The following is a 24,762-nucleotide window of genomic DNA, read 5'->3' on the forward strand; positions in this document are numbered from 1 at the left end:
TCGAAAGCCTGGATTGCTTCGTCGCTTCGCTTCTCGCAATGACGAAACAATTAGGAGAAACACATGCTCAGAGAAATTCGCCCCGCTATCGTGCTCTTGCTGGTGCTCACCGCCATCACGGGCCTTGCCTATCCGCTCGCAATGACTGCCATCGCCGGCACGTTGTTTCCGGTGCAGGCGCAGGGCAGCCTAATCGAAAGGGACGGCAGGGTGGTCGGATCCGCTCTGATCGGGCAGGAGTTCAACGACGACAAATATTTCCACGGTCGTCCCTCGGCGACGCTGGCGCCCGATCCCAATGATTCGACCAAAACTGTGCCGGCGCCCTACAACGCTGCCAATTCGGGCGGCTCCAATCTCGGCCCCACCAGCAAGGCGCTGGCCAACCGGCTGAAGGAAGATGTGGACAAGCTGAAGGTGGAAAATCCGTCCGCGCCGGTACCGATCGATCTGGTGACGACGTCAGCTAGCGGCCTTGATCCCGACATCTCGCCGGAAGCGGCGCAATTCCAGGTGCCGCGCGTGGCGAAGGCACGGAATGTGCCGCAGGACCAGGTCAGGCAGCTCGTGACTGCCAATACCGAAGGCCGTTTGCTAGGCCTGATCGGCGAGCCCCGCGTCAACGTGCTGGCGCTGAATCTCGCGTTCGACCGCGCCGCGAAGTAGTATAGGCTCAGCACGCCGGGATGATTATATTGGCCTGATGGTTCAACCGCGCCGCGATCCCGAACAACGTCCGTCGCCTGATGCGCTGCTGGAAACCGCGCGTCGGGCAGAAAGCGCGAGCGGCAAGCTGAAGATCTTCGTGGGCGCCGCCCCGGGCGTCGGCAAGACCTACGAGATGCTGCAAAGCGCCCACGCCAAGCGCAAAGCCGGCATCGACGTCGTGGTCGGCTTCGTCGAGACCCACGGCCGGGCTGAAACCGAGGCGCTGGTGCGCGGGCTCGAAATGGTCCCCCGCAAGAGGATCGACTACCGCGGCCAGATCGTCGAGGAGATGGACCTCGATGCCGTGATCGCGCGGCGGCCGCAAATTGCGCTGGTCGACGAGCTCGCCCACACCAACGCGGTTGGCAGCCGGCACCCCAAGCGCTATCTCGATGTCGAGGAACTGCTCTCCCACGGCATCGACGTCTATACCGCCGTCAACATCCAGCACATCGAGAGCCTGAACGACGTCGTCGCCCAGATCACCCATGTGCGGGTGCGCGAGACGGTGCCGGATTCGGTGTTCGATCGCGCCGATGCGATCGAGCTGATCGACCTCACGCCCGACGACCTGATCCAGCGGCTGAACGAGGGCAAGGTCTATGTGCCGAGGCAAGCCGAGCGGGCGCTGGAGCATTATTTCTCGCCGGGCAACCTGACCGCTCTGCGCGAGCTCGCGCTGCGGCGCACGGCCGAGCGGGTCGACGAGCAGCTCCTCACCCACATGCAGGCGAACGCCATCGCCGGCCCCTGGGCTGCGGGCGATCGTATCCTCGTCTGCGTCAGCGAGGATCCGCGCGCGGCCGGGCTGGTGCGCTATACCAAGCGGCTGGCCGATCGGCTGCATGCCCCGTTCACCGCGCTCTCGATCGAGACGCGCCGCTCGCTCCAGCTTTCCGACGAGGAGCGCGACCGGCTCGCCGATACGCTGCGGCTTGCCGAATCGCTCGGCGGCGAGGCGCTGACGATTCCCGCTGTGGGCCGCCGCATCGCCGATGACGTCGTGAACTTCGCGCAAGCCAACAACGTCACCCAGATCGTGATCGGCAAGTCGACCCGCTCGCGCTGGTTCGAGATAACGCGCGGCTCGGTCGTGCATGACCTGGTGCGCCGCGCCGGCAACATCACCGTCCACGTCATCGCCGGTGACGAGCTGCCCGGCGAGGCCGTGCCCAAGACCGCGGTACAGACCGCTGCGCGCGTGGAGCCGTTCAATCCGCTGCCCTATCTCAAGGCGCTCGGGATCGTGCTGATCGGGCTCGGCGCCGCGGAGCTGATCCAGCCCCGATTCGGCATCGAGAATGTCGACCTCGTGCTGCTGACGGCGGTGGTCGCGGTCGCGGTCCGCTATGGCCTGTGGCCGTCGCTGCTCGCGACCGTCGCGGCCTCGCTGTGCTACAATTTCTTCTTCCTGCCGCCGATCTATACCTTCACGATCACCGATCCGACCAACGTTGCCGCCTTCGTGCTGTTCATGGTGGTGGCGATGATCGTCTCCAATGTTGCGGCGCGTGTGCGCATCCAGGCCGACACCGCGATCGGCCGGATCCGGATGACCGAGCAGCTCCATGCCTTCAGCCGCAAGCTCGCCGGCACTGCCACGCTCGACGATGTGTTGTGGGCAACCGCATATCAGATCGCGCTGATGCTGAAGGTCCGCGTCGTGTTGCTGCTGCCGGAAGAGGGCTTGCTCACGGTGAAATCCGGTTATCCGCCGGAGGATGAGCTTGATCAGGCCGACCTCGCCGCCGCCAATTGGGCCTGGAGCAACGACCGCCCCGCAGGTCGCGGCTCGGACACCCTGCCGGGTGCGAAACGGCTGTTCCTGCCGATGCGCACAGGCCGTGGTCCGATCGGCGTCATCGGCATCGACAACGACCGCACCGGCCCGCTATTGACCCCGGACCAGCGCCGGCTGCTCGATGCGCTGGTCGATCAGGGCGCGCTCGCAATCGAACGCGTGCTGCTGGTCGAGGCCATGGATCGCGTCAAGCGCACCGTCGAATCCGAACGGCTGCGTTCGGCGCTCCTGACCTCGATCTCGCACGATTTGAAGACGCCGCTGGCCTCGGTCCTCGGGGCGGCCTCCACCATGCGCGACCTCGACGGCGCGCTCTCTGACACCGAGAAGCGCGACCTGCTCGCGACCGTGATCGACGAGTCCGAACGGCTCAACCGCTTCATTGCCAATCTGCTCGACATGACCAAGCTCGAATCCGGCGCCATCGTGCCCAATACGGCGCTGCACGATCTCGGCGAGATCGTCGGTAGCGCGCTGCGGCGAGCGGCCAAGATCCTCGCTGCTCACAAGGTCGAGCTTGTGCTGGCGGCCGATCTGCCGATGCTCGAGCTCGATGCCGTGCTGTTCGAGCAAGTGCTGTTCAACCTGCTCGACAACGCCGCAAAATATTCGGCGCCAGACACCACGATTGCGATCCGCAGTCAGCGCGAGCGGGATCACGTCGTTCTCGATATCGCCGATGAGGGCGGCGGCATCCCACCCGACGAGCTCGAGAGCGTGTTCGACAAGTTCTATCGCGTGCAGAAGGGTGATCATGTCCGGCCCGGCACCGGGCTCGGCCTCGCCATCTCGCGCGGTTTCGTCGAGGCGATGCGGGGCACGATCTCGGCCGCCAACCGCAGCGACCGGAGCGGCGCGATTCTCACCATCCGTCTGCCCGTCCCAGTGCAGACCCACGCATTGGATACCGCCGCATGAGTGCTGCCCCGATCAAGGTCCTGGTCATCGACGACGAGCCGCCGATCCGTAAACTGCTGCGGATGGGGCTGACGACGCAGGGCTATGAAATCCTGGAGGCGTCGAACGGCAAGACCGCGCTGGACAAGCTTGCCGAGGAGCCGGCGCTGATCATCCTCGATCTCGGCCTGCCCGACGTGCAGGGACACGAACTACTGCGCACCATCCGCGCCCGCAACGAGGGGGTGCCGATCGTGGTGCTGTCGAGCCGCGGCGACGAGGCGGGCAAAGTGCAGGCGCTCGATGTCGGCGCCGACGATTACCTGACCAAGCCGTTCGGCATGGAAGAGCTTCTGGCCCGCTTGCGTGCCGCGCTGCGCCACCAGCTTCAAATCAAAGGCGAGCGCCCTGTATTTCGCACCGGCGATCTCTCCGTCGACCTCGTCCGCCGCATCGTCAAGGTCGGCGAGCGCGAGGTGAAGCTGTCACCGAAGGAATACGATCTGCTTCGCGTGCTGGTGCAGCACGCCGGCAAGGTGCTCACCCACCGCTTCCTGCTGAGGGAGCTCTGGGACGAGCTGACCGACGCGCAATATCTGCGCGTCTATGTCCGCCAGCTCCGCCAGAAGATCGAAGCCGACCCGGAACGGCCGCACCATGTGCTGACCGAGACGGGAATCGGATACAGGCTGAAGGCGGGCGATTAGACCAGCCGTCATTCCGGTATCGATGTTCTGCGTCGCGCCGGAATGACAGTCAACCCGCCTTGCGATGCCTTGCCGTCGACCGGTGCGCTTTTTTCGCGCTGCGATGGCGCCCGGTCGACCGGCGCGCGTGGGACTTCGCCGATGTTTTCCCGCCTCCGCGCCCCTTCAGGCTCTGCTTCAGCGCGTCCATGAGGCTGACCACGTTGCTCGGCCGCTCCTCGGGCTCCGGCAGCTCGATCTTCTTGCCGCTGGCCTTGCGCTTGACCAGCGCCTTCAGCGCGTTCTCGTACTCGTCCTTGAATTCGCTGGGGTCGAAATGCGCGGCCTTGCTGTGCAGGATGTGACCGGCGAGTTCGACCATGTCCTTGGTGATCTTCGGGCTCTTGATGTCATCGAAGAACTGGTCCTCGTCGCGCAGCTCGTACGGATAGCGCAGCGTGGTGCCGAGCAGGCCTTTGCCGAGAGGCTCGATCGCCATCACGTGCTCGCGATTGGTGAGCACGATTTTTGCGAGTGCCACGCGGTCCTGATCCTTCATCGCGTCGCGGATCACGGCGAAGGCGTCGGCCGCGGCCTTGCCGTCCGGCGCGATGTAATAGGGGTGGTTAAGGTAACGCTTGTCGATCTCCTCGCGCGGCACGAAGCTCTCGATGTCGATGGTGTGGTTGCTCTCGATCTGCACCGCTTCGAGCTCCTCAGGCTCGATCTCGACGTACTTGCCCTTGCGCAGCTCGTAGCCGCGGCCCTTCTGGTCGCTCTCGACCACGTCGCCGGTCTCGGAATCGATCATCTGCTGCTTGAGCCGGTTCCCGGTCTCGCGGTTGATGAGATGAAACCGCGTCTTCTCGGCGGCGGTTGCGGCGGGGTAGAGCACGACGGGGCAGCTGACCAGCGAGAGCTTCAACGTTCCCTTCCAATAGGCACGCGGGGCCATTCCATTCTCCAGCGTTTTCAAGGCGTTTTGGAACCCCAACCCGGCCATGGGGTTTTGGTTCCGGGTGGGACTTTGGCCGTGATAGGCTTGATGCCGAAAGAGAAGCGGGACCGGTCGTGCTGCAAAAACTCTCCACTTACCGACAGAAGCGTGACTTCGAGAAAACGCCCGAGCCATCGGGCAAGACCGCCGTGGCGCCGTCGAAGCAGCGGCGCTTCGTGATCCAGAAGCACGATGCGAGCCGGCTGCACTACGACCTCCGACTCGAGTTCGACGGTGTCTTCAAGTCCTGGGCCGTGACGAAGGGGCCCTCGCTCGATCCACATGACAAGCGGCTGGCGGTCGAGGTCGAGGACCATCCGCTCGACTATGGTGATTTCGAAGGCACGATCCCCGAAGGCCAGTATGGTGGCGGCACCGTGATGCTGTGGGATCGAGGCTATTGGGAATCAGAAGATCCGGAAGCCGGCTTCAAGAAAGGCGATCTCAAGTTCACCCTCCATGGCGAGAAGCTGCAGGGAAGCTGGGTGCTGGTGCGCATGCGCAATGACCGCACCGGCGGTAAGCGGACAAACTGGCTGCTCATCAAGCATCGTGACGAATATGCGCGCGAGGGCAACGACAACGACATCCTCGAGCAAGACAAGTCCGTTGCTTCTGGCCGCGCGATGGAACAAATCGCTGAAGGAAAGGGCCGCGCGCCCAAGCCCTTCATGCTGGCCAAGGGGCCGAAGGGCAAGGCCGACGCAGTCTGGCAGTCCAACCGCGCCGAGGAGACGAAAGGGCGCACAGTGAAGCCCGCGCCGCGCACGGCGTTGAAGGCTAGACCGACGGCGAAGAAGACTGCCGCGACAGCAGCGAGCGCCAAGAAGGTCTCGGAGATGCCGGACTTCGTGGCGCCGCAGCTCTGCACGCTGGTCGAGCGGCCGCCGGCCGATGGTGGCTGGTGGCACGAGATCAAGTTCGATGGCTATCGCGTCCAGCTCCGAGTCGAGGACGGCGAGGCGACGCTCAAGACGCGGAAGGGTCTCGACTGGACCGGCAAATTCGCCTCCATTGCCGAGGAAGCGGGGGCGCTGCCGGACGTGCTGATCGACGGCGAGATCGTCGCGCTCGACCACAACGGCGCGCCGAACTTCTCCTCGCTTCAGGCTGCGTTGTCGGACGGCAAGACCGACGAGTTGATCTTCTTTGCCTTCGATCTCCTCTTCGCCGAGGGCGAGGATTACCGTCGGCTGCCGCTTGGCGAGCGCAAGGCGCGGCTGAAGGAGCTTCTGGAATCACGCAAGCGGAAAACGAGCCAGATCCGGTATGTCGAGCATTTCGAGAGCGGGGGCGATGCCGTGCTGCAATCGGCCTGCAAGCTCGAGCTCGAGGGTGTGGTGTCGAAGAAGCTAGATGCCCCGTATCGCTCCGGCCGCACCGAGAGCTGGGTCAAGTCGAAATGTCGCGCCGGCCACGAGGTGGTGATCGGCGGCTACAAGACCACGAACGGCAAGTTCCGCTCGCTAATGGCGGGTGTGCAGCGCGGCGATCACCTCGCCTTTGTCGGCATGGTCGGCACCGGCTTTGGCGCCGACAAGGTCAAGCGCCTCATGCCTTCACTGAAGGCCATGGAGGCCAAGCAAAGCCCCTTCGGCGGCAAGAACGCGCCGAAGAAGACCCGCGAGGTGCACTGGCTGAAGCCGGAGCTCGTCGCCGAGATCGAGTTCGCCGGCTTCACCGCCGACGGCAATATCCGTCAGGCCGCGTTCAAGGGACTGCGGCAGGACAAGCCGGCCAAGGAGGTTGAGGCGGAGACGCCGGTCGATACCGAGCTCGCCGAACCGTCGGCCAGAGGAGCGAAGCGCGCAAAAGCGCGGCCAGGTGCGCAGTCGGCCCTGGGCGGCAGCAACGCCGAGGTCATGGGCGTCGTCATCTCAAAGCCGGACAAGGAGCTCTGGCCCGAGGACGGACATGGCGATGCCGTGACCAAGCTGGACCTCGCGCGCTATCTCGAAGCCGTCGGCGAATGGATGATCGTGCACCTCAAGGGCCGGCCATGCTCGCTGATCCGCGCGCCTGACGGCATCAAGGGCGAGTGCTTCTTCCAGCGCCATGCCATGCAGGGGACGTCGAACCTTCTGGAGCTCGCAAGAGTCTCCGGCGACCGCAAGCCGTATTTGCAGATCGATCGGATCGAAGGGCTCGCGGCGGTGGCGCAGATCGGCGGCGTCGAGCTGCATCCCTGGAATTGCGCGCCCTATGCCTATGACACGCCGGGCCGGCTGGTATTCGATCTCGATCCGGCGCCCGACGTCGAATTCGCCGACGTCGTCGAGGCGGCCAAGGAGATGCGGCAGCGGCTGAGCGATATCGGCATGGACAGCTTCTGCAAGACCACAGGCGGCAAGGGCCTCCACGTGGTGGTGCCGCTGCTCCACGGCGCGCGCGACAAGGTGAGCTGGAAGGAGGCCAAGGCGTTTGCGCAAGGCGTCTGCCAGTGGATGGCCGATGACGATCCCGAACGCTATCTGCTCAACATGTCGAAGAAGCTGCGCAAGGGAAAGATCTTCCTGGACTATTTGCGCAACGACCGCATGTCGACTGCGGTTGCCCCGCTGTCGCCGCGCGCGCGAACCGGTGCCACAGTGTCGATGCCCGTGACTTGGGCGCAGGTGAAGAGCGACCTCGATCCGAAGCGATATACGATGCGCACGGTGCCGGGCCTGCTGGCGCGATCGAAAGCGTGGGAGGGCTACGATGATGCCGCCGCATCGATCAAGGCGGCGATCAAGAAGCTGGCGGGAAAGGTGAAGTAGATTTGTGCTACCGCGCGTCGTAGGGTGGGCAAAACAGAGCCTGCCCACCCTACACGATCCGCCTTCGGCTATATGCGTCCCATCAGGAGCAGGATCAGCAGGATGATGATGACGAGTCCGAGGCCGCCGCCGCCGTAATAGCCGGTGCCGTAGAACGGTCCGCCGCCGATGCCGCTGAAGCCGCCGAGCAGGGCGATGACCAAGATGATCAGAATGATCGTGCCGATAGACATGCGAATCTCCTCCAGCCCTTTCTTGAAAGGGTCGTCTGACCTGTCCCGTTATCCGAGGGCAACTTGCCGCAGGTTTTAAAGTTCCGGCTTCGCAATGCGGGTTCCGGCTTCAGCATGTTTGGAACTTTTGCCTTTCCATGCGGCATGATGAGGTGAGGGATCAGCAGCAGGGTCACGGCCATGGCAGAACCGCTCGTCGTCTCAATTCCGCATCGTCTCGGCCGCGACGAGGCGGTACGCCGGCTCAAGACGGGGCTTGGCCGCGCCGCGGCAAGCATTCCCGTGATGCAGGTCGAGGAGGAGCGTTGGAGCGGCGACTGCATGAATTTCCGCATCCGCGCGCTCGGGCAGATCGCGACCGGCCAGGTCGACGTTGCCGAAGATCACGTCCGGGTCGAGGTGGTGCTGCCCTGGCTATTGCAACGCTTTGCCGAGATGGCCCAGGGCGCGATCAGGAAGCGCGGACAGTTGCTGCTGACCAAGGACGGAAAGTAGTCTCAGGCGCGCACGCGCTGCCGCATCGGCTTCGCTGCACTGGCGGTGCGCGCCTCGATGACGGTCCCGGGAAGATCGCGCAGGGCCTGCGCGAGCGGCAGTTCATCGCCTGCAAGGCCCGCGGCGGCGTAGCCGGTGATATCGACGGTTGCATCGAAGCCTTCCAGCGCCGGCCATTCCCGACCTCCTTGCGTGAACGGCGCGAAGTGACGCCCGACCGCGACGATCGCGGCCGCCCGGCCGTGACGGCGGGCGAAGGCGATAACGTGCTCAGCATGCCCGCCGCGAACCTCGAGTGGCTGATAGTTACCCTGGACGAAGATGTCGGCGAGCCGGTTGCGCAGCTTGAGGAGATGACGGGTCCAGGCCAGCTTGAGCCGGCCGTCCGGCCAGGCCTTGATCAGGTCGCTCCAGTCCGGAGCTTCCAATGACGTCAGCGCCCTGCGGCGCGCGGCAAAGTCCACCGGCCGCCGGTTGTCGGGGTCGACCAGCGACAGGTCCCAGAATTCGGTGCCTTGGTAGAAGTCTGGCACGCCCGGCAGCGTCGCCTTGAGCGTGAGCTGGCTCAGCGAGTTCAACATGCCGAGCAGTGCGACGCGACGGGCCAGGGTCTGCAGAGCCTCCAGGAATTCTGCGGATTGAGCGGGGTCGAGGATCTTGCCGATGAAGCTCTTGAGGCCGTCTTCATACGCTTCATGCGGATTGAGCCAGCTCGTCTCCTCCTTGCCTTCACGCGCGGCCTTGAGGGCATAGGCTTGGATGCGCTCGACGAAATCAGGACCGACCGGCCCTTGGAGCGGCCAGGCGCCAAGCAGGGTCTGGTAGAGCATGTACTCGAATGTCGCCGACGGCGCGCGGAAACTATCTCGGTGGGTGAGATGCGGCGCGTTCAACACCTTCCAGCGCGCCACCGCGCTGGTCCATTCGCCGGTAATCTCGCTGAGCGCCGCGATCCGCGCGCGGGCATCCTCGCCGCGCTTGGTGTCGTGGGTGGCCGTGGCGGTCATGCCGTGCGGCCATTCCCTGGCACGGGCCTGCATGGCCTGATGGAAGGCGGGAATAGTAAGGCCGACGCTCGCGGGATCACCGCCGACCTCGTTCAGCGCGAGCAGCCGGTGGAACTGGTAGAACGCGGTGTCCTCCAGCGACTTCGCCATCATCGGTCCGGTGAATTGCTGCACCTTCAGCGCGAAGCGGCGCACGCGCGGCGCGCTGTGTGGAGGACGCCCAGGCTTGAGCAGGTCCATGGTCAGAGCGTCGCGCAGGAAGTCGAAAATGCCATCATCCGCGGCGAACCATTCCCCACGAGCGCGTTCGATGGTCTCATCGATTAGCTTGCGATCGTGTGCGGTCGGCGCGCTCGTCGTGAGGTAAGTGCGGTAGACCGGAAAATGCAGCACATAGAGCTCGAGCGCCTGGCGCAGGCTGTCGGCGGAGAAGTCGCGCGTCGAGTAATGCCCGTTGGCGATGCGCGCCAAAAGGCGCGTCAGCACGGTGAACTCACTGGTGAGCAGAGTCTCCAGCACCCGCCGCTTGGCGTCCTTGACGTAAGGCGCAAGCCGGGGCGGCCGGTTGCTGATCTGCCGCCAGGTCTCGTCCAAGGCCGTCAGCCCCTTGGCGTCGACCAGCACCTGGGTGATGACGTTCATCCATTCATAGCCGGTGGTGCCCTGGACCCCGGCGAAGTGCGGCAGGCGCTCGTGCTCGCACAGGATCTTCTCGACCACTGTATAGAATGGCTTTGTGTTGCCTTGGGCGTCGCGGACCAGCCGGCGTAGCCGCTGGCAATATTGCGCGGGATCGCGCAGGCCGTCGATGTGATCGAGACGGATGCCTTGCAGTCTGCCGTCGGCGATGAGCTGTTTGACCAGCCGGTGCGTGGCGGCAAACGTGCCGGGATCCTCGACGCGCAAGCCGGCGAGGCCGTTGACGTCGAAGAAGCGGCGATAGTTGATGTCGCTGGAGGCGAGCCGCCAATGCCCGAGCTTGTAGTGCTGGCGCTCGAGCAGATGATGCAGCGCCAGCGTCTGGGCGGGACGGTCCTTGGCAGCGCGATAGGCGGCAAGACCGCGCGCGATGATGTCGGCAGCACCCGCAATGTCCTTGAGTTCTGCCTTGAACGCGGGAGCTTCCTTGCGGTTGGGACGGCGCAGTCCGGTATAGCGCGCCGCGAGCGCGAGCAGGCGCTTGCCGGGCTCCGTTTCCCCCGCATCCGCGTCCTTGACGATCATCCGCAGCACTTCGCCATAGCGCTCCGGCGCGACGGGTAAGCGGTGCTCGAAATACCAGGCGGAAAGACTGCCCTGGTCGGGATCATAGCGCAGCTCGATCTCGCCACGCTCGAGCGCCTCGCCATAGGACGCGCCGAGAATCGGCAGCAGCACGCCGCCGCGGGCGCGGAAGGCCAGTTGATCCCAGTCGATGTCGAATGAGACCGCATGCGGTGAAGCCTGGCCCCACTCCAGCACGTCGAGCCACCAGGGATTGTCGGCAAAATGCACGCCGACGTGATTGGGCACGAAGTCGATGATGAGTCCGAGGTCGTGCTCGGTCAATGTCTCGCTCAGCCGCGCGAAACCGGTCTCGCCGCCGAGTTCGGGGCTGAGCTGGCTGTGATCGACCGTGTCATAGCCGTGGGTCGAGCCCTTGCGAGCCTTCATCACCGGGGAGGCGTAGAGATGTGTGATCCCGAGCGCCTTCAGATAGGGCACGACCGCGGCGGCCTTGTCGAAGCCGAAATCCGCGGTGAGCTGGAGCCGGTAAGTCGCGAGCGGAATGGCGGGAGGCATGCTAACCTCCGAGGCGCCAGACCACCGACCAGGGCGGAAGCCGCTCGCCGGCCTCGCCGCCCCAGATCGGCGTGCCCGAATTGAGGTTGGAATACGCGACATCCTTGTCTGAGAGATTGGCGGCCAAGCGCAAAGTCCTGCCGTCGCCCATTCGCCAATGCGCGGTGAGCAAGCCCGTATCCGCTGCCTCGGCATCGCCGAAACTTGCTCCTTTCAGACGGGGCACGACCTCCTGGCGGCGGACGGCGAGCAGCTCGCGCACCAGCGCGAGTCGTGCCTTCTGTTCGGAGGTGCGGCCGGTCCAGTCGAGCACGGCCGATTGCAGCGTGGCCGGATCGAGCGGATCCGGTACCTCGTCGCCGTATTTCTCGTAGGCCCAGGCATATTCCTGCTTGCGCCCCTTGCGGACGGCATCGGCAAGGCCGCCCCGAAAATCGCAGAAGAACGGGAAGGGCGCTGTCGAGCCCCATTCCTCGCCCATGAACAGCATCGGGATCATCGGTGCGAGAAGCGTCACCGCGAGCGCGGCTTCGATCTGCTTTGATCCTGCCAGGCTCTCGAGCCGGTCGCCGAGTGGGCGGTTACCGATCTGGTCGTGGTTCTGGAGAAAATTGACGAAGGTCGCCGGCGGCAGTTCGCCGCTCGGCTCGCCGCGCGGCTTCTTGCCCCAGAATTCCGAGATCTCGCCCTGGTAGACGAAGCCCGATGCGAGCGCGCGCGCAAGATCCATGCGCGGGGTCTGGTAGTCGGCATAGTAACCGGCGAGCTCGCCGGTCAGCATCACGTGCCAGACGTGGTGATAGTCGTCGTTCCACTGCCCGCGGTATTTGCCGTTCGGCGGCTCCTGGGCGGCATCGAGCAGGCTCGCGCGGTTGTCACCGTTCTCCAGCACGAGATGGATGTGCCGTCCCGTGGCCTTGGCGAGCTCGCCGGCGGCGACGCTGAGGTCTTGCAGCATCGACTGCTCACCGGGTACCGCCATGATGTGGTTGGCGGCATCCAGCCGCAGGCCATCGAAGCGGTAGTCGCTGAGCCAGGACAGCGCGTTCTCGACCGCGAATGCGCGCACCTGCGGCACGCGATAATCGATCGCGCTGCCCCAGGGCGTGTGTGCCTCGGTAAAGAAGGTCGGCGCATAGCGGCCCAGGTAATTCCCCTCGGGACCGAAATGATTGTAGACGACGTCGAGGAACACCATGAGCCCGCGCAGATGTGCCTCGTCGATCAGCGTCTTCAGGTCTTCGGGCCGGCCATAAACGCTATCGGGCGCATACCACAGCACGCCGTCATAGCCCCAGCCGCGGCGGCCGGCGAAATCGGCCAGCGGCATCAATTCCAGTGCAGTGATGCCGGTCGCTGTGAGATGATCGAGCTTGTCGATCATGGCGCGGTAAGTGCCCTCCGGCGTGAAGGTGCCGACATGGGCCTCGATCAGCACCGTCTCTTCCCAAGGGCGGCCGCGCCAATCGCGCGCGCGCCAGGCGAAGGCGTCATGATCGATCACCTCGCTCGGGCCAAACACATCCGCGGGCTGGAATGCCGAGGCCGGATCGGGCACGTCGATCTCGTCGTCGATCCGGAATCTGTAATCGCTACCGGCGCGCAGGCCGGCAATGTCGGCCACGTACCAGCCATCTTGCCGGCGCTGCATCGCGCGTCTTCTGTCGAGCAGGAGATCGACACGGCGCGCACCGGGCGCCCACAGCCGGAACGACACGCCGTCCTTGGTCGGCCTCGCCCCGAAGGATGGCCTCATAGCGCCCCCGCGAAGGCGAGCACGGATCGCGGCGGCGCCTTGCTGTCGCTTCCGGGCAGAAAGTCGATCGAGTTCAGCCTGGCCTCGGTCGTGTTGAGGATCTGCTGCCAGCTCTTGTATTCGGTCATTTTGGGCAATTTGAATGCGATCTCTTCAGGAGCGGCGTTCAGAACGATAAAGATCGCGGCGCTGCCCGGTTCCATCGGTCCCATCACATAGGAGAGAAACCGCCCTTCCGGGAATTTCCAATCGTTCTCCGTCATCTCGTCGCCGGCCGGCGTCAGCCACAGCGCACCGTAGGAGATGCCGTCCTTCGGGCGGCCATCGAGCCAGCGATGGCTGCGCAGTTGCGAGAACCGGCGGCGGATGTCGGCGAGATGGGCGACGAAATCGATCATGTCGTCGTCCTCTTTGCCGAGATTGTCCCAATTGATCCAGCCGATCTCGTTATCCTGGCAATAGGCATTGTTGTTGCCGGTTTGAGAATTGCCGACCTCGTCGCCGGCGAGGATCAGCGGAACGCCTTGCGCCAGCATCAGGCAGGCCAGCACGTTCTTGCGAAGCTGCCGGCGCAGACCGAGGATCTGGGGGTCGTCAGTGGGGCCCTCGACGCCGCAATTGTTGCTGTGGTTGTCGTTGGAGCCGTCGCGATTGTCCTCGCCGTTGGCCTCGTTGTGCTTCTCGTTGTAGCTGAAGAGGTCGGCGAGCGTGAAGCCGTCATGCACGGTGATGTGGTTGATGCTGGCGCGCGGCCGCCTTCCGTCATGGTTGAAGAGGTCGGATGACGCCGTCATACGGCTGGAGATATCGCCAATCAGGCTGCCTTCGCCGCTCCAGTAGCGGCGCATGGCGCTGCGGTAGCGATCGTTCCATTCCGACCATTGCGAGGGGAAGGCGCCGACCTGGTAGCCGCCGAGCCCAAGATCCCACGGTTCGGCGACGAGCTTGACGGTCGCCAGCACCGGATCCTGCCGGACCGCGGTCAGGAACGAGCTGCCGCGATCAAAACCGTTCGGGCCGCGCGCCAACGTGGTGGCGAGGTCGAAACGGAAGCCGTCGACATGGCAGACCTCGACCCAGTAACGAAGCGAATCCATCACCATCTGGAGCACGCGCGGATGGGTGAGGTTCACCGAGGAGCCGCAGCCGGTGAAGTCGTCGTAATAGCGCGGGTTCTCGCGGCTCAGCCAGTAATAGGAGGCGTTGTCGATGCCGCGATAGCACAGCGTCGGCCCGAGGTGATTGCCCTCGGCGGTGTGGTTATAGACAACGTCCAGCATCACCTCGATGCCGGCGTCGTGCAGCCGCGCGACCGTTGTGCGGAAGGAATCGAGCGCGTTGTCCTGCGCGTAGCGCGGCTCGGGCGCGAAGAAGGACAGCGTGTTGTAGCCCCAGTAATTGGCGAGCTTCTTCTCCACCAGGATGCGGTCGTCGACGAAGCTGTGCACCGGCAGGAGCTCGATCGTGGTGACGCCGAGCCTCTTCAGATGCTCGATCATCGCCGGCGATGACAGACCGCCATAGGTGCCGCGCAGGTTCGGCGGCACGTCATCGCGCTTCTGCGTCAGGCCCTTGACGTGGGCTTCGTAGATGATGGTGTCTTCCCAGGGGATGTTGGGCCGGATCTCACGCCGGCCCCAGTTGAAGGTCTCGTCGAGGACGACGGCCTTCGGCATGCCGCGCGCATTGTCGCGCCGGTCGAACGACAGGTCCTCGCGTGGTGAGCCGGTGCGGTAGGCGAAATGCGCATCGCTCCAGACCAGCCGTCCTGAAAGCCGCTTGGCATAGGGGTCAAGCAGCAGCTTGTTGGCGTTGAAGCGGTGGCCGTGCTCGGGCTCGTAGGGGCCGTGCACGCGGTAGCCGTAGAGCTGGCCGGGCGAGACGTCGTTGAGATAGCCGTGCCAGACGTCTTCGGTCCTCTCAGGCAATTCGATGCGTTCGAGCTCGCGGCGGCCCTGTGTGTCGAACAGGCAGAGCTCGACCTTCTGCGCGTTGGCAGAGAACAGCGCGAAATTGGTGCCGCGTCCGTCCCAGCTTGCGCCGAGGCGTGCGGGCGATCCAGCAGTCAGGCGCATGTGTCAGCTTTCCGGAACGAGGAAGATTGCTGCAAGCGGCGGAATCGTGAGGCGAAGCTCGCCGCCCTCGGCGTGAACTTCGCCGATGTTGCCGACATTGCTGCCGCCATAATGGGCGGAATCCGAGTTGAGCACTTCCTTCCACTTGCCGCCAAAAGGCACGCGAACGCGGTAATTCTGATAGACGTTCGGCGAGAAGTTGACGATCACCAGGCATCGCGCCTGCTCGTCGAAACCCTTGCGCAGCCAGGCGAAGACGTTGCGGTTGGCATCGTCGGTGATCAACCATTCGAAGCCGGCCTGGTCGCAATCCATCTGATGCAACGCCGGCACCGCGCGATAGAGCCGGTTGAGATCGCGGATCAGCGCCTGGATGCCGGAATGGTACTTGTATTCGAGCAGGTGCCAGTCGAGCGAGTGGTCGTGGTTCCATTCGCGGATCTGCGCGATCTCCGCGCCCATGAACAACAGCTTCTTGCCGGGATGGCCGAACATGAAGCTGTAATAGGCGCGCAAGTTCGCAAAGCGCTGCCATTCGTCACCGGGCATGCGGCCGAGAATCGAGCGTTTGCCGTGCACGACCTCGTCATGAGACAGCGGCAGGATGAAATTTTCCGAGAACGCATAGTGCAGGCCGAACAGGATCTCGCCGTGATGGTGCTTGCGGTAGATCGGATCCTTGCTGATGTAGCTCAGCGTGTCGTGCATCCAGCCCATGTTCCATTTGTAGCCGAAGCCGAGCCCGCCGAATTCGACCGGGCGCGAGACCTGAGGCCAGGCGGTGGACTCCTCAGCCGCCGTGGTCGCCTGCGGGAAGCGGGCGAACACCTCCGTGTTGAAGCGGCGCAAGAAGTTGATCGCCTCGATGTTCTCCCGACCGCCGTACTGGTTCGGAATCCACGCGCCGGGCGGCCGGCTGTAATCGAGATAGAGCATGGATGCCACCGCATCGACGCGCAGCCCGTCGATCGCGTAGCGCTCCAGCCAGAACAGCGCGTTCGACACCAGAAAGTTCGTCACTTCGGTGCGGCCGTAATTGTAGATCAGCGTGCCCCAATCCAGATGGCGACCCTGGAGCGGGTTGGCGTGCTCGTAGAGCGCGGTGCCGTCGAAGCTGCCGAGGCCATGCGGATCGTCCGGGAAATGGCCGGGTACCCAGTCGAGCAGCACGCCGACGCCCTCGCGATGGCAAGCATCGACCAGCGCGGCAAAATCCTCCGGCGTGCCGAAGCGGCTGGTCGGCGCATAAAGGCCGGTCGGTTGGTAGCCCCAGGAGCCGTCGAAGGGATGCTCGCTGACAGGCAGGAATTCGAGATGGGTGAAGCCCATGTCGCGCGCGTAGGCCGGTAGCTGCTCGGCCAATTCGCGATAGGTGAGCCATTCGTTGCCGTTCTTGCGCCGCCACGAGCCGAGATGGACCTCGTAGATCGACATCGGCGCCGACAGCGCGTTGATGCCGTCGGGCGCCGGCCGTGGCCGCGGCAGATGCGCCTCGTCGAACACGATGGAGGCGGTCTTCGGCCGCACCTCGCTCGCGAACGCCAGCGGATCGGACTTCAGCGGAAGCAGATGGCCGTGCGGGCCGATGATTTCGAACTTGTAGTGATCACCAACCTTCGCATGCGGGATGAATAGTTCCCAATAGCCGCTGCCGCGGACCCGCATGGGATGGCGCCGGCCATCCCAGAAATTGAAATCGCCGACCACGGAGACGCGCCGCGCATTCGGCGCCAGCACCACGAAGCCGATGCCATCGACACCTTCGTGCCGCAACGGATGGGCGCCGAGCTTGTCGTAGAGGCGCTGGTGGGTGCCTTCGCCGAGCAGATAAAGGTCGAAATCGGTCAGGATCGGCGGAAAGCGGTAGGCATCCTCGAACTCGACGACGTTGCCGCCGAATTTTGCGCGCAGCTGATAACGTTTCGAGGCGTTAGGCAGCGCCCCGATGAACAGGCCGGAATCGTGCACGCGATCGAGCGGGGCGACTTCGCCATGCTCGCCGACCACCTCGACATTGGAGGCTTCGGGCAGAAAGGCGCGCACCACGCTTCTACCGCCCTCGGGGTGCAGCCCGAGATAGTGGAACGGATCGGAGTGGCGGCCCTCGATGATCGCGTAGGCCTCGGCAGGCAGTTTAGGCATGGGCTTCGCCCTCGGCACTGGACAGAATGCGAAGCAGTCCGGTCAGCGGCGCATGGAGCCCCTCAGGCCGGTGGGACAGCTCGTACTCTACTTCGTCGAACGCTTGATCAAGCAGGAAGAATCTTAACAGGCCTTGCGCGGATTGCGGATTGTCCGGCCACAGCCGCCGATCGGTCATGGCTTCGCGATAGGCGGACAGGAAGGTTGCGGTGGCGCGCTCGCGCCATTCGTCGAGCGCGGCCGTGAGCCGGCCCTGCTCGTCGGAGGCGCCCGTGAGCGCGCGACCGAGAGCCGTGTTAACCGAAACATCAATCGAGTGGATCAGGCCCGCGACGTCGCGCGCGGCCGGCGCCTTACGCCGCTTGTCGGCCAATGGAACACGCGGATCGCCGTCGAAGTCGATGATGAAGATATCGTCCTTCACGATCAGAGTTTGTCCCAGGCGGAAGTCGCCATGATGACGGATGTTCAACCCGCCGATCCCGGAAGGCAATAGCGCATTCAGTCGGTCGGGCAGGGTCGCGCGCGCCTCCGTGAGCTGATCGATCAGCGGCCGGTCCGCCTCCCGCAGGCCGTCGCGGCTTTCGGCCAGCCGTTCGAAAACCTGCTCGGCGCGCGTCTTAAGCTCGGATACGAGGCGCTTGACGTACGCGGGGCCGATCGGCTCCGGAGCGAGATCGTCCGGCGTTGCCGCGGCCAGAGCGACATGCAGCTCGCCGAGCCGCCGGCCGATCTGCGCCACGAAGTGCAGATAAGGCGCCTGCTCCTGGGTCTCGCGCAGCGTTTCGCCCGCTGGCAATACGCGCTGCTCGTCGATATAGCGATCGAGATAGCCCGTTGTCATCGTCCAGCCATCGCCCTGGTTCTCAACATAGGCATGCAGCACGCCGAGTGTGCTGCGCTGCTCGCCCTCGACCAGCTCGACGCTGCCCAGCAGCGGCGGCGTATTGGCAAAGCGTGCGACCTCCGTGAGATAATGGCCGATCTCGATCTCGGGACTGACGCCGCTTTCGAGCCGCCGATAGATCTTGGCGACGTATTGGTTGTCGACCAGCGCAGTGCTGTTCGACTGTTCGATCGCGCGGATGCGTTCGGGCTCCTTGATGATGTAATCGGCAAACCGGCTGGTTGCCTTGAACTCCAGTCGCAGATTGTTCTCCTCCACCACCAGATTCTGCGACAAATTGCGCAGGAACAGGCCGATGAAGATCTGGTCGGTCGCGACATCGAGCAGCGTGCCTTCGCGCGCGCCCTGGCGCACGGCGGCGAGCGCCTTCGGATTGAAGCGCTCGCGGTCGAAACGCACCCACTCGATCTGCAACGGCAGCACGTAGCGTGTCGCCACGTCTCCTTGCTTGGTCTCGAAGAACGCGATCCAGGGCCGGTTGTCGCCGATGTCGCAGAACGGCACCGCCGAGGTCAGCGCGGTCTTGATGTGCTTGGCATTGTGCTCGGGATACCACCGCGTCCGCGAGAGGAATCCCGGCAGCACGTCGCGCTCGAACACGCCACGCTCGCGGGCGAGCGACACCCAATTCGAGTTCACCGGCACCACCAACGTCTCGAACTCCGGCACCGCGCGCGGCGTCACCGGCTCGGACTTGTCGCGCTCCTGAAGCTGGAACCAGTAGAAGCCGTAGGGCCCCAGCGTGATCATGTAGGGCAGTTCGCCGATCGGAGGAAAGCGCGTGCGGCCGAGCATTTCCTGCGGGATGCGGTCCTTCCAGGGCGACAGATCGAGCTCGGTTGCCTGCGCGGCGCGCGACAAATTGGCGACGCAGAGGATCACCTCGTCGCGATATTGCCGGACATAGGCCAGCACGGCGCGGTTGGCGGGGCGGATGAAGGTCATGGTGCCGCGGCCGAAGGCGAGCGTCGACTTGCGCACCGAGATCAGCCGCTTGGTGGCGCTGAGCAGTGAAGACAGGCTGCGCGACTGCGCCTCCACATTCACCGCCTCATAGCCGTAGACCGGGTCCATGATCAGCGGCGCATAGAGACGGGCCGGATCGCAGCGCGAGAAGCCGCCGTTCCGGTCCGGACTCCACTGCATCGGCGTGCGGACGCCGTTGCGGTCGCCGAGATAGATGTTGTCGCCCATCCCGATTTCGTCGCCGTAATAGATGATCGGCGTGCCGGGGAAGGACAGCAGCAGCGAGTTCATCAGCTCGATCTTGCGGCGGTCATTGTCCATCAGCGGCGCAAGACGTCGGCGAATGCCGACATTGATGCGCGCGCGTGGGTCATTGGCGTAGGTGGTCCAGAGATAGTCGCGCTCGACGTCGGTGACCATCTCTAGCGTGAGTTCGTCATGATTGCGCAGGAACAGCGCCCATTGGCAGCTCGCCGGGATGTCCGGGGTCTGGCGCAGGATGTCGGTGATCGGGAAACGGTCCTCCTGCGCGATCGCCATGTAGATGCGCGGCATCAGCGGGAAGTGGTAGGCCATGTGGCACTCGTCGCCACGGCCGAAATATTCCTGCACGTCTTCCGGCCATTGATTGGCCTCGGCCAGCAGCAGCTTGCCCTTGGAGTAGGCGTCGAGCTCCTGACGCAGGCGCTTGATGATCGCATGCGTCTCGGGCAGGTTCTCGTTCGAGGTGCCCTCGCGCTCGCACAGATAGGGAATGGCGTCCAATCGGAAGCCGTCGACGCCGGCATCCAACCAGCGCTTCATCACCTGGATGATGGCGCTCACCACGCGCGGATTGTCGAAATTGAGGTCCGGCTGGTGCGAGAAGAAGCGGTGCCAGTAGAAGGCGCCAGCCTCGGGATCCCACGTCCAGTTCGACTTCTCCGTGTCGGTGAAAATGATGCGCGTGCCCTGGTATTTCTGATCGGTGTCGCTCCAGACGTACCAGTTGCGTGCGCTCGAGCCCGGATGGCTGCGGCGCGCGCGCTTGAACCATTTGTGCTGGTCCGAGGTGTGGTTGACGACGAGCTCGGTGATGACTCGCAGGCCCCGCTTCTGCGCCTCCTGGATGAAGCGCTTGAAATCCTTCATCGTCCCGAAATCGGGGTTGACCGCGCCGTAATCGGCGATGTCGTAGCCGTCGTCGCGGCCGGGCGAGGGGTAGAACGGCAGCAGCCACAGCGCGGTGACGCCGAGCTCCTGGAGATAGGGCAGCTTCTCGGTCAGGCCGGCGAAGTCGCCGATACCGTCATTGTTGCTGTCGGCAAAGGCCTTGACGTGGAGCTGGTAGATGATGGCGTCCTTGTACCAGAGCTCATCCACGATCTCGGCAGCCTCGGCTTTCCTGGTGTCGACGGAAGACAGAACATTCATGGCGTGAACCCTTACGCCAGGCCGCGGAACAGGAGCGCGGGATCGCGCTCGGGATCGATACGCAACCTGACCCCGCCCCATTCGATGCCGGACCGTTCGCCGGTGAGGAGGTTTTCGAGTGCCGCAACATGATGTCGCTGCCCGCTGGCGTCAACAGTGACGTCACCGAGCGGCAGCCAGAATTCGCGCACATGGCGCGACAGCGCGATCACGACAACGACGGTGTTGGCAGGCTCGGCCGCCTCCTTCACGAAGGCAATGGTTTCGCCGTCCTCGATGCCGAGGAAGCGCAAATTGGCCGTCTGCTGGAGCGCCGCATTCTCGTTGCGGACGCGATTGAGCGCGGTGATGTAGGGCTTGATGTTGCCGGGCGTGTCCCAGTCGCGCTGCTTGATCTGGTATTTCTCGGAATCCAGATATTCTTCACGGCCGGGGATCGCCGTGTGCTCAAGCAGCTCGAAGCCGCTGTAGATGCCGTAACTGCCCGACAGCGTCGCGGCCAGCGCAAGGCGCGACTTGAATGCCCAGGCTTCGCCGCTCTGGAGGTGAAAGGGCAGCAGGTCGGCTGTGTTGACGAACAGGTTCGGGCGATAGAAGTCGCGTTCGGGATAACGGGTCAGTTCGCCCAGATATTGCTCCAGCTCCCACCGCGAGGTGCGCCAGGGGAAATAGGTGAAGGACTGCGCGAAGCCGAGCTTGGCGAGCCCCTTCATCAGCTTCGGTCGGGCGAAGGTCTTGGAGAACAGGATCACTTCGGGATGTCGGCGGCGGATGTCGCGGATCAGCCACTCCCAGAACGGAAATGGCGCGGTGTCGTGATTGTCGATGGCGAAAATGGTCACACCATGGTCGATCCAGAACAGCATGGCATCGCGAAACGCGTTCCACAGCCCAGCCCTGTCGACGGAGTTAAAATCGGGGATGACGATATCCGAATAGGCGCCATCCACCGTCCGCACCGAGCGATCCGGCCGCCACTTGAACCATTCCGGATGCTGCGTCAGCCAGGGATGGTCCGGGGAGCATTGCACGGCGAAGTCGAGCGCGAGCTCGAGGCCGTACTCCAGGCAGGTCGCAACCAGTGCGCGGAAATCCTCGATCGTGCCGAGCTCGGGATGCAGCGCATCGTGTCCGCCTTCCATCGTGCCGATCGCATAGGGCGAGCCGGGATCGCCTTCACCCGCCACTGGCGCATTGTTACGGCCCTTGCGGCGGGTGTGGCCGATCGGGTGGATTGGCGTGAAGTAGAGCACGTCGAACCCCATCGCGGCGATGTCGGGCACGCGGGCGATGCAGTCTCTCAGCGTGCCATGCCGGCCGGGGATCCGGCTCTGGCTGCGCGGCATCATCTGGTACCAGGCGCCAAAGCGTGCCCTATCGCGGTCGATGATCAGCGGAAAGGAGGCTGAGCGGGTGAGGTCGGGCCGCGACTGGCTCTCGGCCATGGCTTCGCCGAGCTCGGTTGCGAGCAGCGGGCCGACGTCGCCGCTCTGAAGAAAATCCTCGCACTGTCTGAGGATGACCAATGCTGCGTCTTGCCCCGCGCCATGCGCCTTGGTCAAGAGGCCGGCGCCCTCGATGGCGTCGAGGGTGACATCCGCACCGGAGCGTTGCTTGCGCGCGACGCTGTGGGACCAGGTGGCGAACTCGTCGGTCCAGGCTTCGATGGCGTAGATGTATTGCCCGGCCCCGGTCGGGACGAAGGCGCCCGACCAGCGGTCATTACCGTGATGGGTCATCGGCTCACGCTGCCATTCGCGGTCCTGCTCGCGGCGCCACAGCAGCGCGGCGCCGATCACGGCGTCACCGTCACGATAGATGTCGGCCCAGACCTCGACCCGGTCGCCCGCGATCCGCTTCACGGCAAAGCGGCCGCCATCAATCAAGGGATAGACGTCTTCGATGAGGAAAGCGCTGCCGGCTGCAGCACTTTCGACAGTTTGAATTGTCTTGTTCACGGTGATGCCATTGACAAGAAAGCAGGGGCCCGTTTCCCTTGTCGGGAACCTACGCTTGAGACCTATATAGAAAGCCGCTTGTGTGTCATTAGTTCCCGCTGGGAACGGCAGGCGCAGTTTGTGAGTTAAGCCCGACTAACGTCTTCCGCTGCCTCTTAAAATCGATGCCCCCGGCAAGTGGGTGGCCTGCAAGCTGCGTGCCGAATGGATCTTTTAGCTCAAGCCCGAATCAAGGGCGTTCAATCTGAATTCGTTGATGCCTTGGGAAAGCTGCGGGTCACCGACCCCATGGCCCTCAAATCGATCCTCGACGCCCTGCCGGAAAAGCGGCTTTACCGCTTTGTCGGCGGGCCGGTCGTGGTGCGCGCCTTGGGGCATCCGCGAACGGAATTGGCGGCTGTCGGTGCGCCACCATTGCAATGGAAATTGACGGCAAATGGCAAAATGATCGGGCAAGGCGAGACGCGTGAGCCCGTGATCGCCTGGCCTGCCGGCCTGCCGCTCGGCTATCATCGTTTGACTCTGACCGACGCGGAAGGCGTGACGGAAGAGGTGCCGATGATCGTGGCGCCCGAGCGCGCGTTCGGCGGCGATTTCGACCGTGGTTGGCTGCTTGCCGTGCAGCTCTATAGCGTCCGCTCCAGCCGCAATTGGGGCATCGGCGATTTTACCGACCTGGCCGATCTCGTCCGACTCGCCAAACAATTGGGAGCCGACGGTATCGGGCTCAATCCGCTGCATGTGCTGTTCGACGACCACCCGGCCGATTGCAGCCCCTATTCGCCGAACAGTCGGCTGTTTCTCAATCCGCTCTATATCGACGTCGAGGCGATCCCGGAATTCTCGGCCGACCTCGTGCCGGATGCCGCCGCGACTGCAGCGCGGCTGCGCGAAGGCGACCGTGTGCCCTATACGGACATGGCGGCGTTGAAATGGCTGGGCTTGCGCGCTGTCTACAACAGTTTCGTGACGAGCGCGAGCGAAGCGCGCCGCAAGCAGTTCGAGGCTTTCCGCGCCGCCCGCGCACCGCTGTTATCCCGCTTTGCCTGCTTCGAGGTGCTGCGTCATCGCTTCACCGCGCCATGGTGGGAATGGCCGGTGGAATGGCAAAAGCCTGATGATGCGCAATGCGCCGAGCTGCGCAATGGGGCCGACAAGCGCGACGTCGAGTTCGTCGAATTCGTGCAATGGACGGCTGACAGCCAGTTGCACGCGGCCAAGGAGCTGGCGACCCAGCTCGGCATGCGGGTCGGACTCTATCTCGACGTTGCTGTCGGCGTGCAATCCAACGGCTTCGATGCCTGGAACGAGCAGATGGCGATTTCCCGCCATCTCGCCGTCGGCGCGCCGCCCGACGTGCTCAATACCGTCGGCCAGGACTGGGGTCTTGCCGGCTTCAACGCAGGGGGCCTGGAAGCTCAATCCTTCGTGCCGTTCGCCGACATGCTCGCCGCCTCGATGCGCCATGCTGGGGCCATCAGGCTCGATCACGTGCTCGGTTTGAAGCGGCTTTATCTGGTGCCGCGCGGCTTCAAGCCCGACAACGGCGCCTATGTGCAGATGCCGTTCGAGGCGCTGCTGGCGGCGGTGGCGTGCGAGAGCGCGGCCCACAAATGCATCGTGATCGGCGAGGACCTCGGCACCGTGCCGGAAGGCTTCCGCGAGATGATGCAGGATTTCGGCATCTGGTCCTACCTCGTCATGATGTTCGAGCGCGATGATACCGGCCATTTCCGCAACGTCGACCACTACCGGCCCAACGCACTGGTCACGCTGAACACCCATGACCTGTCGACCTATGCCGGTTGGCGCTCGTTCGGCGATCTCAGGATGAAGCGCTCGCTCGGTATCGATCCCGGCGAGAACGATCAGGCGCGCTGGGATGCGCTCGGCAGGCTCGACGAGATTTTGCGCCAGAACGGCATCAATGCCAACGACCTCTATTCGGTGCTCGCCTTCCTGTCGCGCACGCCGTCGCGGCTGCTCGCGGTGTCGCTGGAGGATCTGCTCGGCGTGATCGACCAGCCGAACATTCCCGGCACGATCGACGAGCATCCGAACTGGCGCCAGCGGCTCCCTGTTACGCTCGACAAGATCGCGTCCAAGATCGATCTCGCGGCTTTGAAGGCCGCGACGCGGGAACGTTCATTGAACGGCGGAAGCTGAAATCCTGGGCTCGA

14 protein-coding genes are annotated in these 24,762 nt (G+C 64.2%); 6 read left to right on the top strand and 8 right to left on the bottom strand.

Annotation, left to right across the window (positions count from 1 at the left end):
- Positions 1-63 precede the first annotated feature (63 nt).
- From IVB12_RS04140 to IVB12_RS04150, 3 genes are read left to right on the top strand one after another with little or no spacing between them, the layout of a single operon-like run.
- Positions 64-666 (top strand): K(+)-transporting ATPase subunit C, encoded by a 603-nt coding sequence (locus IVB12_RS04140; protein WP_247295917.1) that lies wholly within the window; start codon positions 64-66, stop codon positions 664-666.
- Between the two features lie 37 nt (positions 667-703).
- Entirely contained in the window at positions 704-3,427 is a 2,724-nt protein-coding gene (locus tag IVB12_RS04145) for a sensor histidine kinase KdpD (protein ID WP_247295920.1), read from the top strand.
- On the top strand, positions 3,424-4,113 hold the full coding sequence (locus IVB12_RS04150) for a response regulator transcription factor (RefSeq protein WP_247295923.1): 690 nt from the start codon (positions 3,424-3,426) through the stop codon (positions 4,111-4,113). Before IVB12_RS04145 ends, IVB12_RS04150 begins: the two co-directional genes overlap by 4 nt.
- Positions 4,114-4,162: 49 nt before the next feature.
- Here the strand turns inward: IVB12_RS04150 and IVB12_RS04155 are convergent, their stop codons facing one another.
- Complete coding sequence (locus IVB12_RS04155; protein ID WP_247295925.1) at positions 4,163-5,047, bottom strand: Ku protein; 885 nt, start codon at positions 5,045-5,047, stop codon at positions 4,163-4,165.
- A 116-nt stretch (positions 5,048-5,163) separates the two neighbouring features.
- Here IVB12_RS04155 and ligD point away from each other — a divergent pair, with 116 nt between their 5' ends.
- Positions 5,164-7,848 carry a DNA ligase D gene (ligD, locus tag IVB12_RS04160; RefSeq protein WP_247295927.1) on the top strand — a complete coding sequence of 895 codons (2,685 nt, stop codon included), beginning with the start codon at positions 5,164-5,166 and terminating at the stop codon, positions 7,846-7,848.
- 68 nt (positions 7,849-7,916) lie between these two features.
- Here ligD and IVB12_RS04165 read toward each other — a convergent pair whose 3' ends face one another.
- Positions 7,917-8,081, bottom strand: a complete 165-nt coding sequence (locus tag IVB12_RS04165; protein ID WP_084298933.1) for a DUF3309 family protein — start codon at positions 8,079-8,081, stop codon at positions 7,917-7,919.
- 180 nt (positions 8,082-8,261) lie between these two features.
- On the opposite strand from IVB12_RS04165, the gene IVB12_RS04170 reads away from it, so the two are divergent.
- Positions 8,262-8,576, top strand: coding sequence for a polyhydroxyalkanoic acid system family protein (locus IVB12_RS04170; protein ID WP_247295929.1), 315 nt, complete (start codon positions 8,262-8,264; stop codon positions 8,574-8,576).
- Between the two features lie 2 nt (positions 8,577-8,578).
- On the opposite strand, the gene treY is transcribed toward IVB12_RS04170, so the two are convergent.
- The 6 genes from treY to IVB12_RS04200 are packed head-to-tail and all read right to left on the bottom strand — an operon-like array spanning position 8,579 to position 22,582.
- Positions 8,579-11,365: a malto-oligosyltrehalose synthase gene (treY, locus tag IVB12_RS04175; protein WP_247295931.1), complete on the bottom strand. Its 2,787-nt coding sequence runs from the start codon at positions 11,363-11,365 to the stop codon at positions 8,579-8,581.
- Between the two features lies 1 nt (position 11,366).
- Positions 11,367-13,121, bottom strand: a complete 1,755-nt coding sequence (gene treZ, locus IVB12_RS04180) for a malto-oligosyltrehalose trehalohydrolase (RefSeq protein ID WP_247295932.1) — start codon at positions 13,119-13,121, stop codon at positions 11,367-11,369.
- Complete coding sequence (glgX, locus tag IVB12_RS04185; protein WP_247295934.1) at positions 13,118-15,196, bottom strand: glycogen debranching protein GlgX; 2,079 nt, start codon at positions 15,194-15,196, stop codon at positions 13,118-13,120. The genes treZ and glgX overlap by 4 nt, the downstream gene beginning before the upstream one ends.
- 3 nt (positions 15,197-15,199) lie before the next feature.
- Complete coding sequence (glgB, locus tag IVB12_RS04190; protein ID WP_247295936.1) at positions 15,200-17,338, bottom strand: 1,4-alpha-glucan branching protein GlgB; 2,139 nt, start codon at positions 17,336-17,338, stop codon at positions 15,200-15,202.
- On the bottom strand, positions 17,331-20,624 hold the full coding sequence (gene treS / locus IVB12_RS04195) for a maltose alpha-D-glucosyltransferase (protein WP_247295938.1): 3,294 nt from the start codon (positions 20,622-20,624) through the stop codon (positions 17,331-17,333). Before treS ends, glgB begins: the two co-directional genes overlap by 8 nt.
- 11 nt (positions 20,625-20,635) lie before the next feature.
- Positions 20,636-22,582, bottom strand: a complete 1,947-nt coding sequence (locus IVB12_RS04200; protein ID WP_247295942.1) for a maltotransferase domain-containing protein — start codon at positions 22,580-22,582, stop codon at positions 20,636-20,638.
- Between the two features lie 204 nt (positions 22,583-22,786).
- Here IVB12_RS04200 and malQ point away from each other — a divergent pair, with 204 nt between their 5' ends.
- On the top strand, positions 22,787-24,748 hold the full coding sequence (malQ, locus tag IVB12_RS04205) for a 4-alpha-glucanotransferase (RefSeq protein WP_247295943.1): 1,962 nt from the start codon (positions 22,787-22,789) through the stop codon (positions 24,746-24,748).
- Positions 24,749-24,762: the final 14 nt, after the last annotated feature.

The organism is Bradyrhizobium sp. 179 (genome assembly GCF_023073535.1).
Classification (GTDB): domain Bacteria; phylum Pseudomonadota; class Alphaproteobacteria; order Rhizobiales; family Xanthobacteraceae; genus Bradyrhizobium.

Coding starts and splice junctions, on each gene's coding strand:
- IVB12_RS04140 (WP_247295917.1), top strand. CDS start 64: ATGCTCAGAGAAATTCGCCCCGCTATCGTGCTCTTGCTGGTGCTCACC.
- IVB12_RS04145 (WP_247295920.1), top strand. CDS start 704: ATGGTTCAACCGCGCCGCGATCCCGAACAACGTCCGTCGCCTGATGCG.
- IVB12_RS04150 (WP_247295923.1), top strand. CDS start 3,424: ATGAGTGCTGCCCCGATCAAGGTCCTGGTCATCGACGACGAGCCGCCG.
- IVB12_RS04155 (WP_247295925.1), bottom strand. CDS start 5,047: ATGGCCCCGCGTGCCTATTGGAAGGGAACGTTGAAGCTCTCGCTGGTC.
- IVB12_RS04165 (WP_084298933.1), bottom strand. CDS start 8,081: ATGTCTATCGGCACGATCATTCTGATCATCTTGGTCATCGCCCTGCTC.
- IVB12_RS04170 (WP_247295929.1), top strand. CDS start 8,262: ATGGCAGAACCGCTCGTCGTCTCAATTCCGCATCGTCTCGGCCGCGAC.
- treY (WP_247295931.1), bottom strand. CDS start 11,365: ATGCCTCCCGCCATTCCGCTCGCGACTTACCGGCTCCAGCTCACCGCG.
- treZ (WP_247295932.1), bottom strand. CDS start 13,121: ATGAGGCCATCCTTCGGGGCGAGGCCGACCAAGGACGGCGTGTCGTTC.
- glgX (WP_247295934.1), bottom strand. CDS start 15,196: ATGCGCCTGACTGCTGGATCGCCCGCACGCCTCGGCGCAAGCTGGGAC.
- glgB (WP_247295936.1), bottom strand. CDS start 17,338: ATGCCTAAACTGCCTGCCGAGGCCTACGCGATCATCGAGGGCCGCCAC.
- treS (WP_247295938.1), bottom strand. CDS start 20,624: ATGAATGTTCTGTCTTCCGTCGACACCAGGAAAGCCGAGGCTGCCGAG.
- malQ (WP_247295943.1), top strand. CDS start 22,787: ATGGATCTTTTAGCTCAAGCCCGAATCAAGGGCGTTCAATCTGAATTC.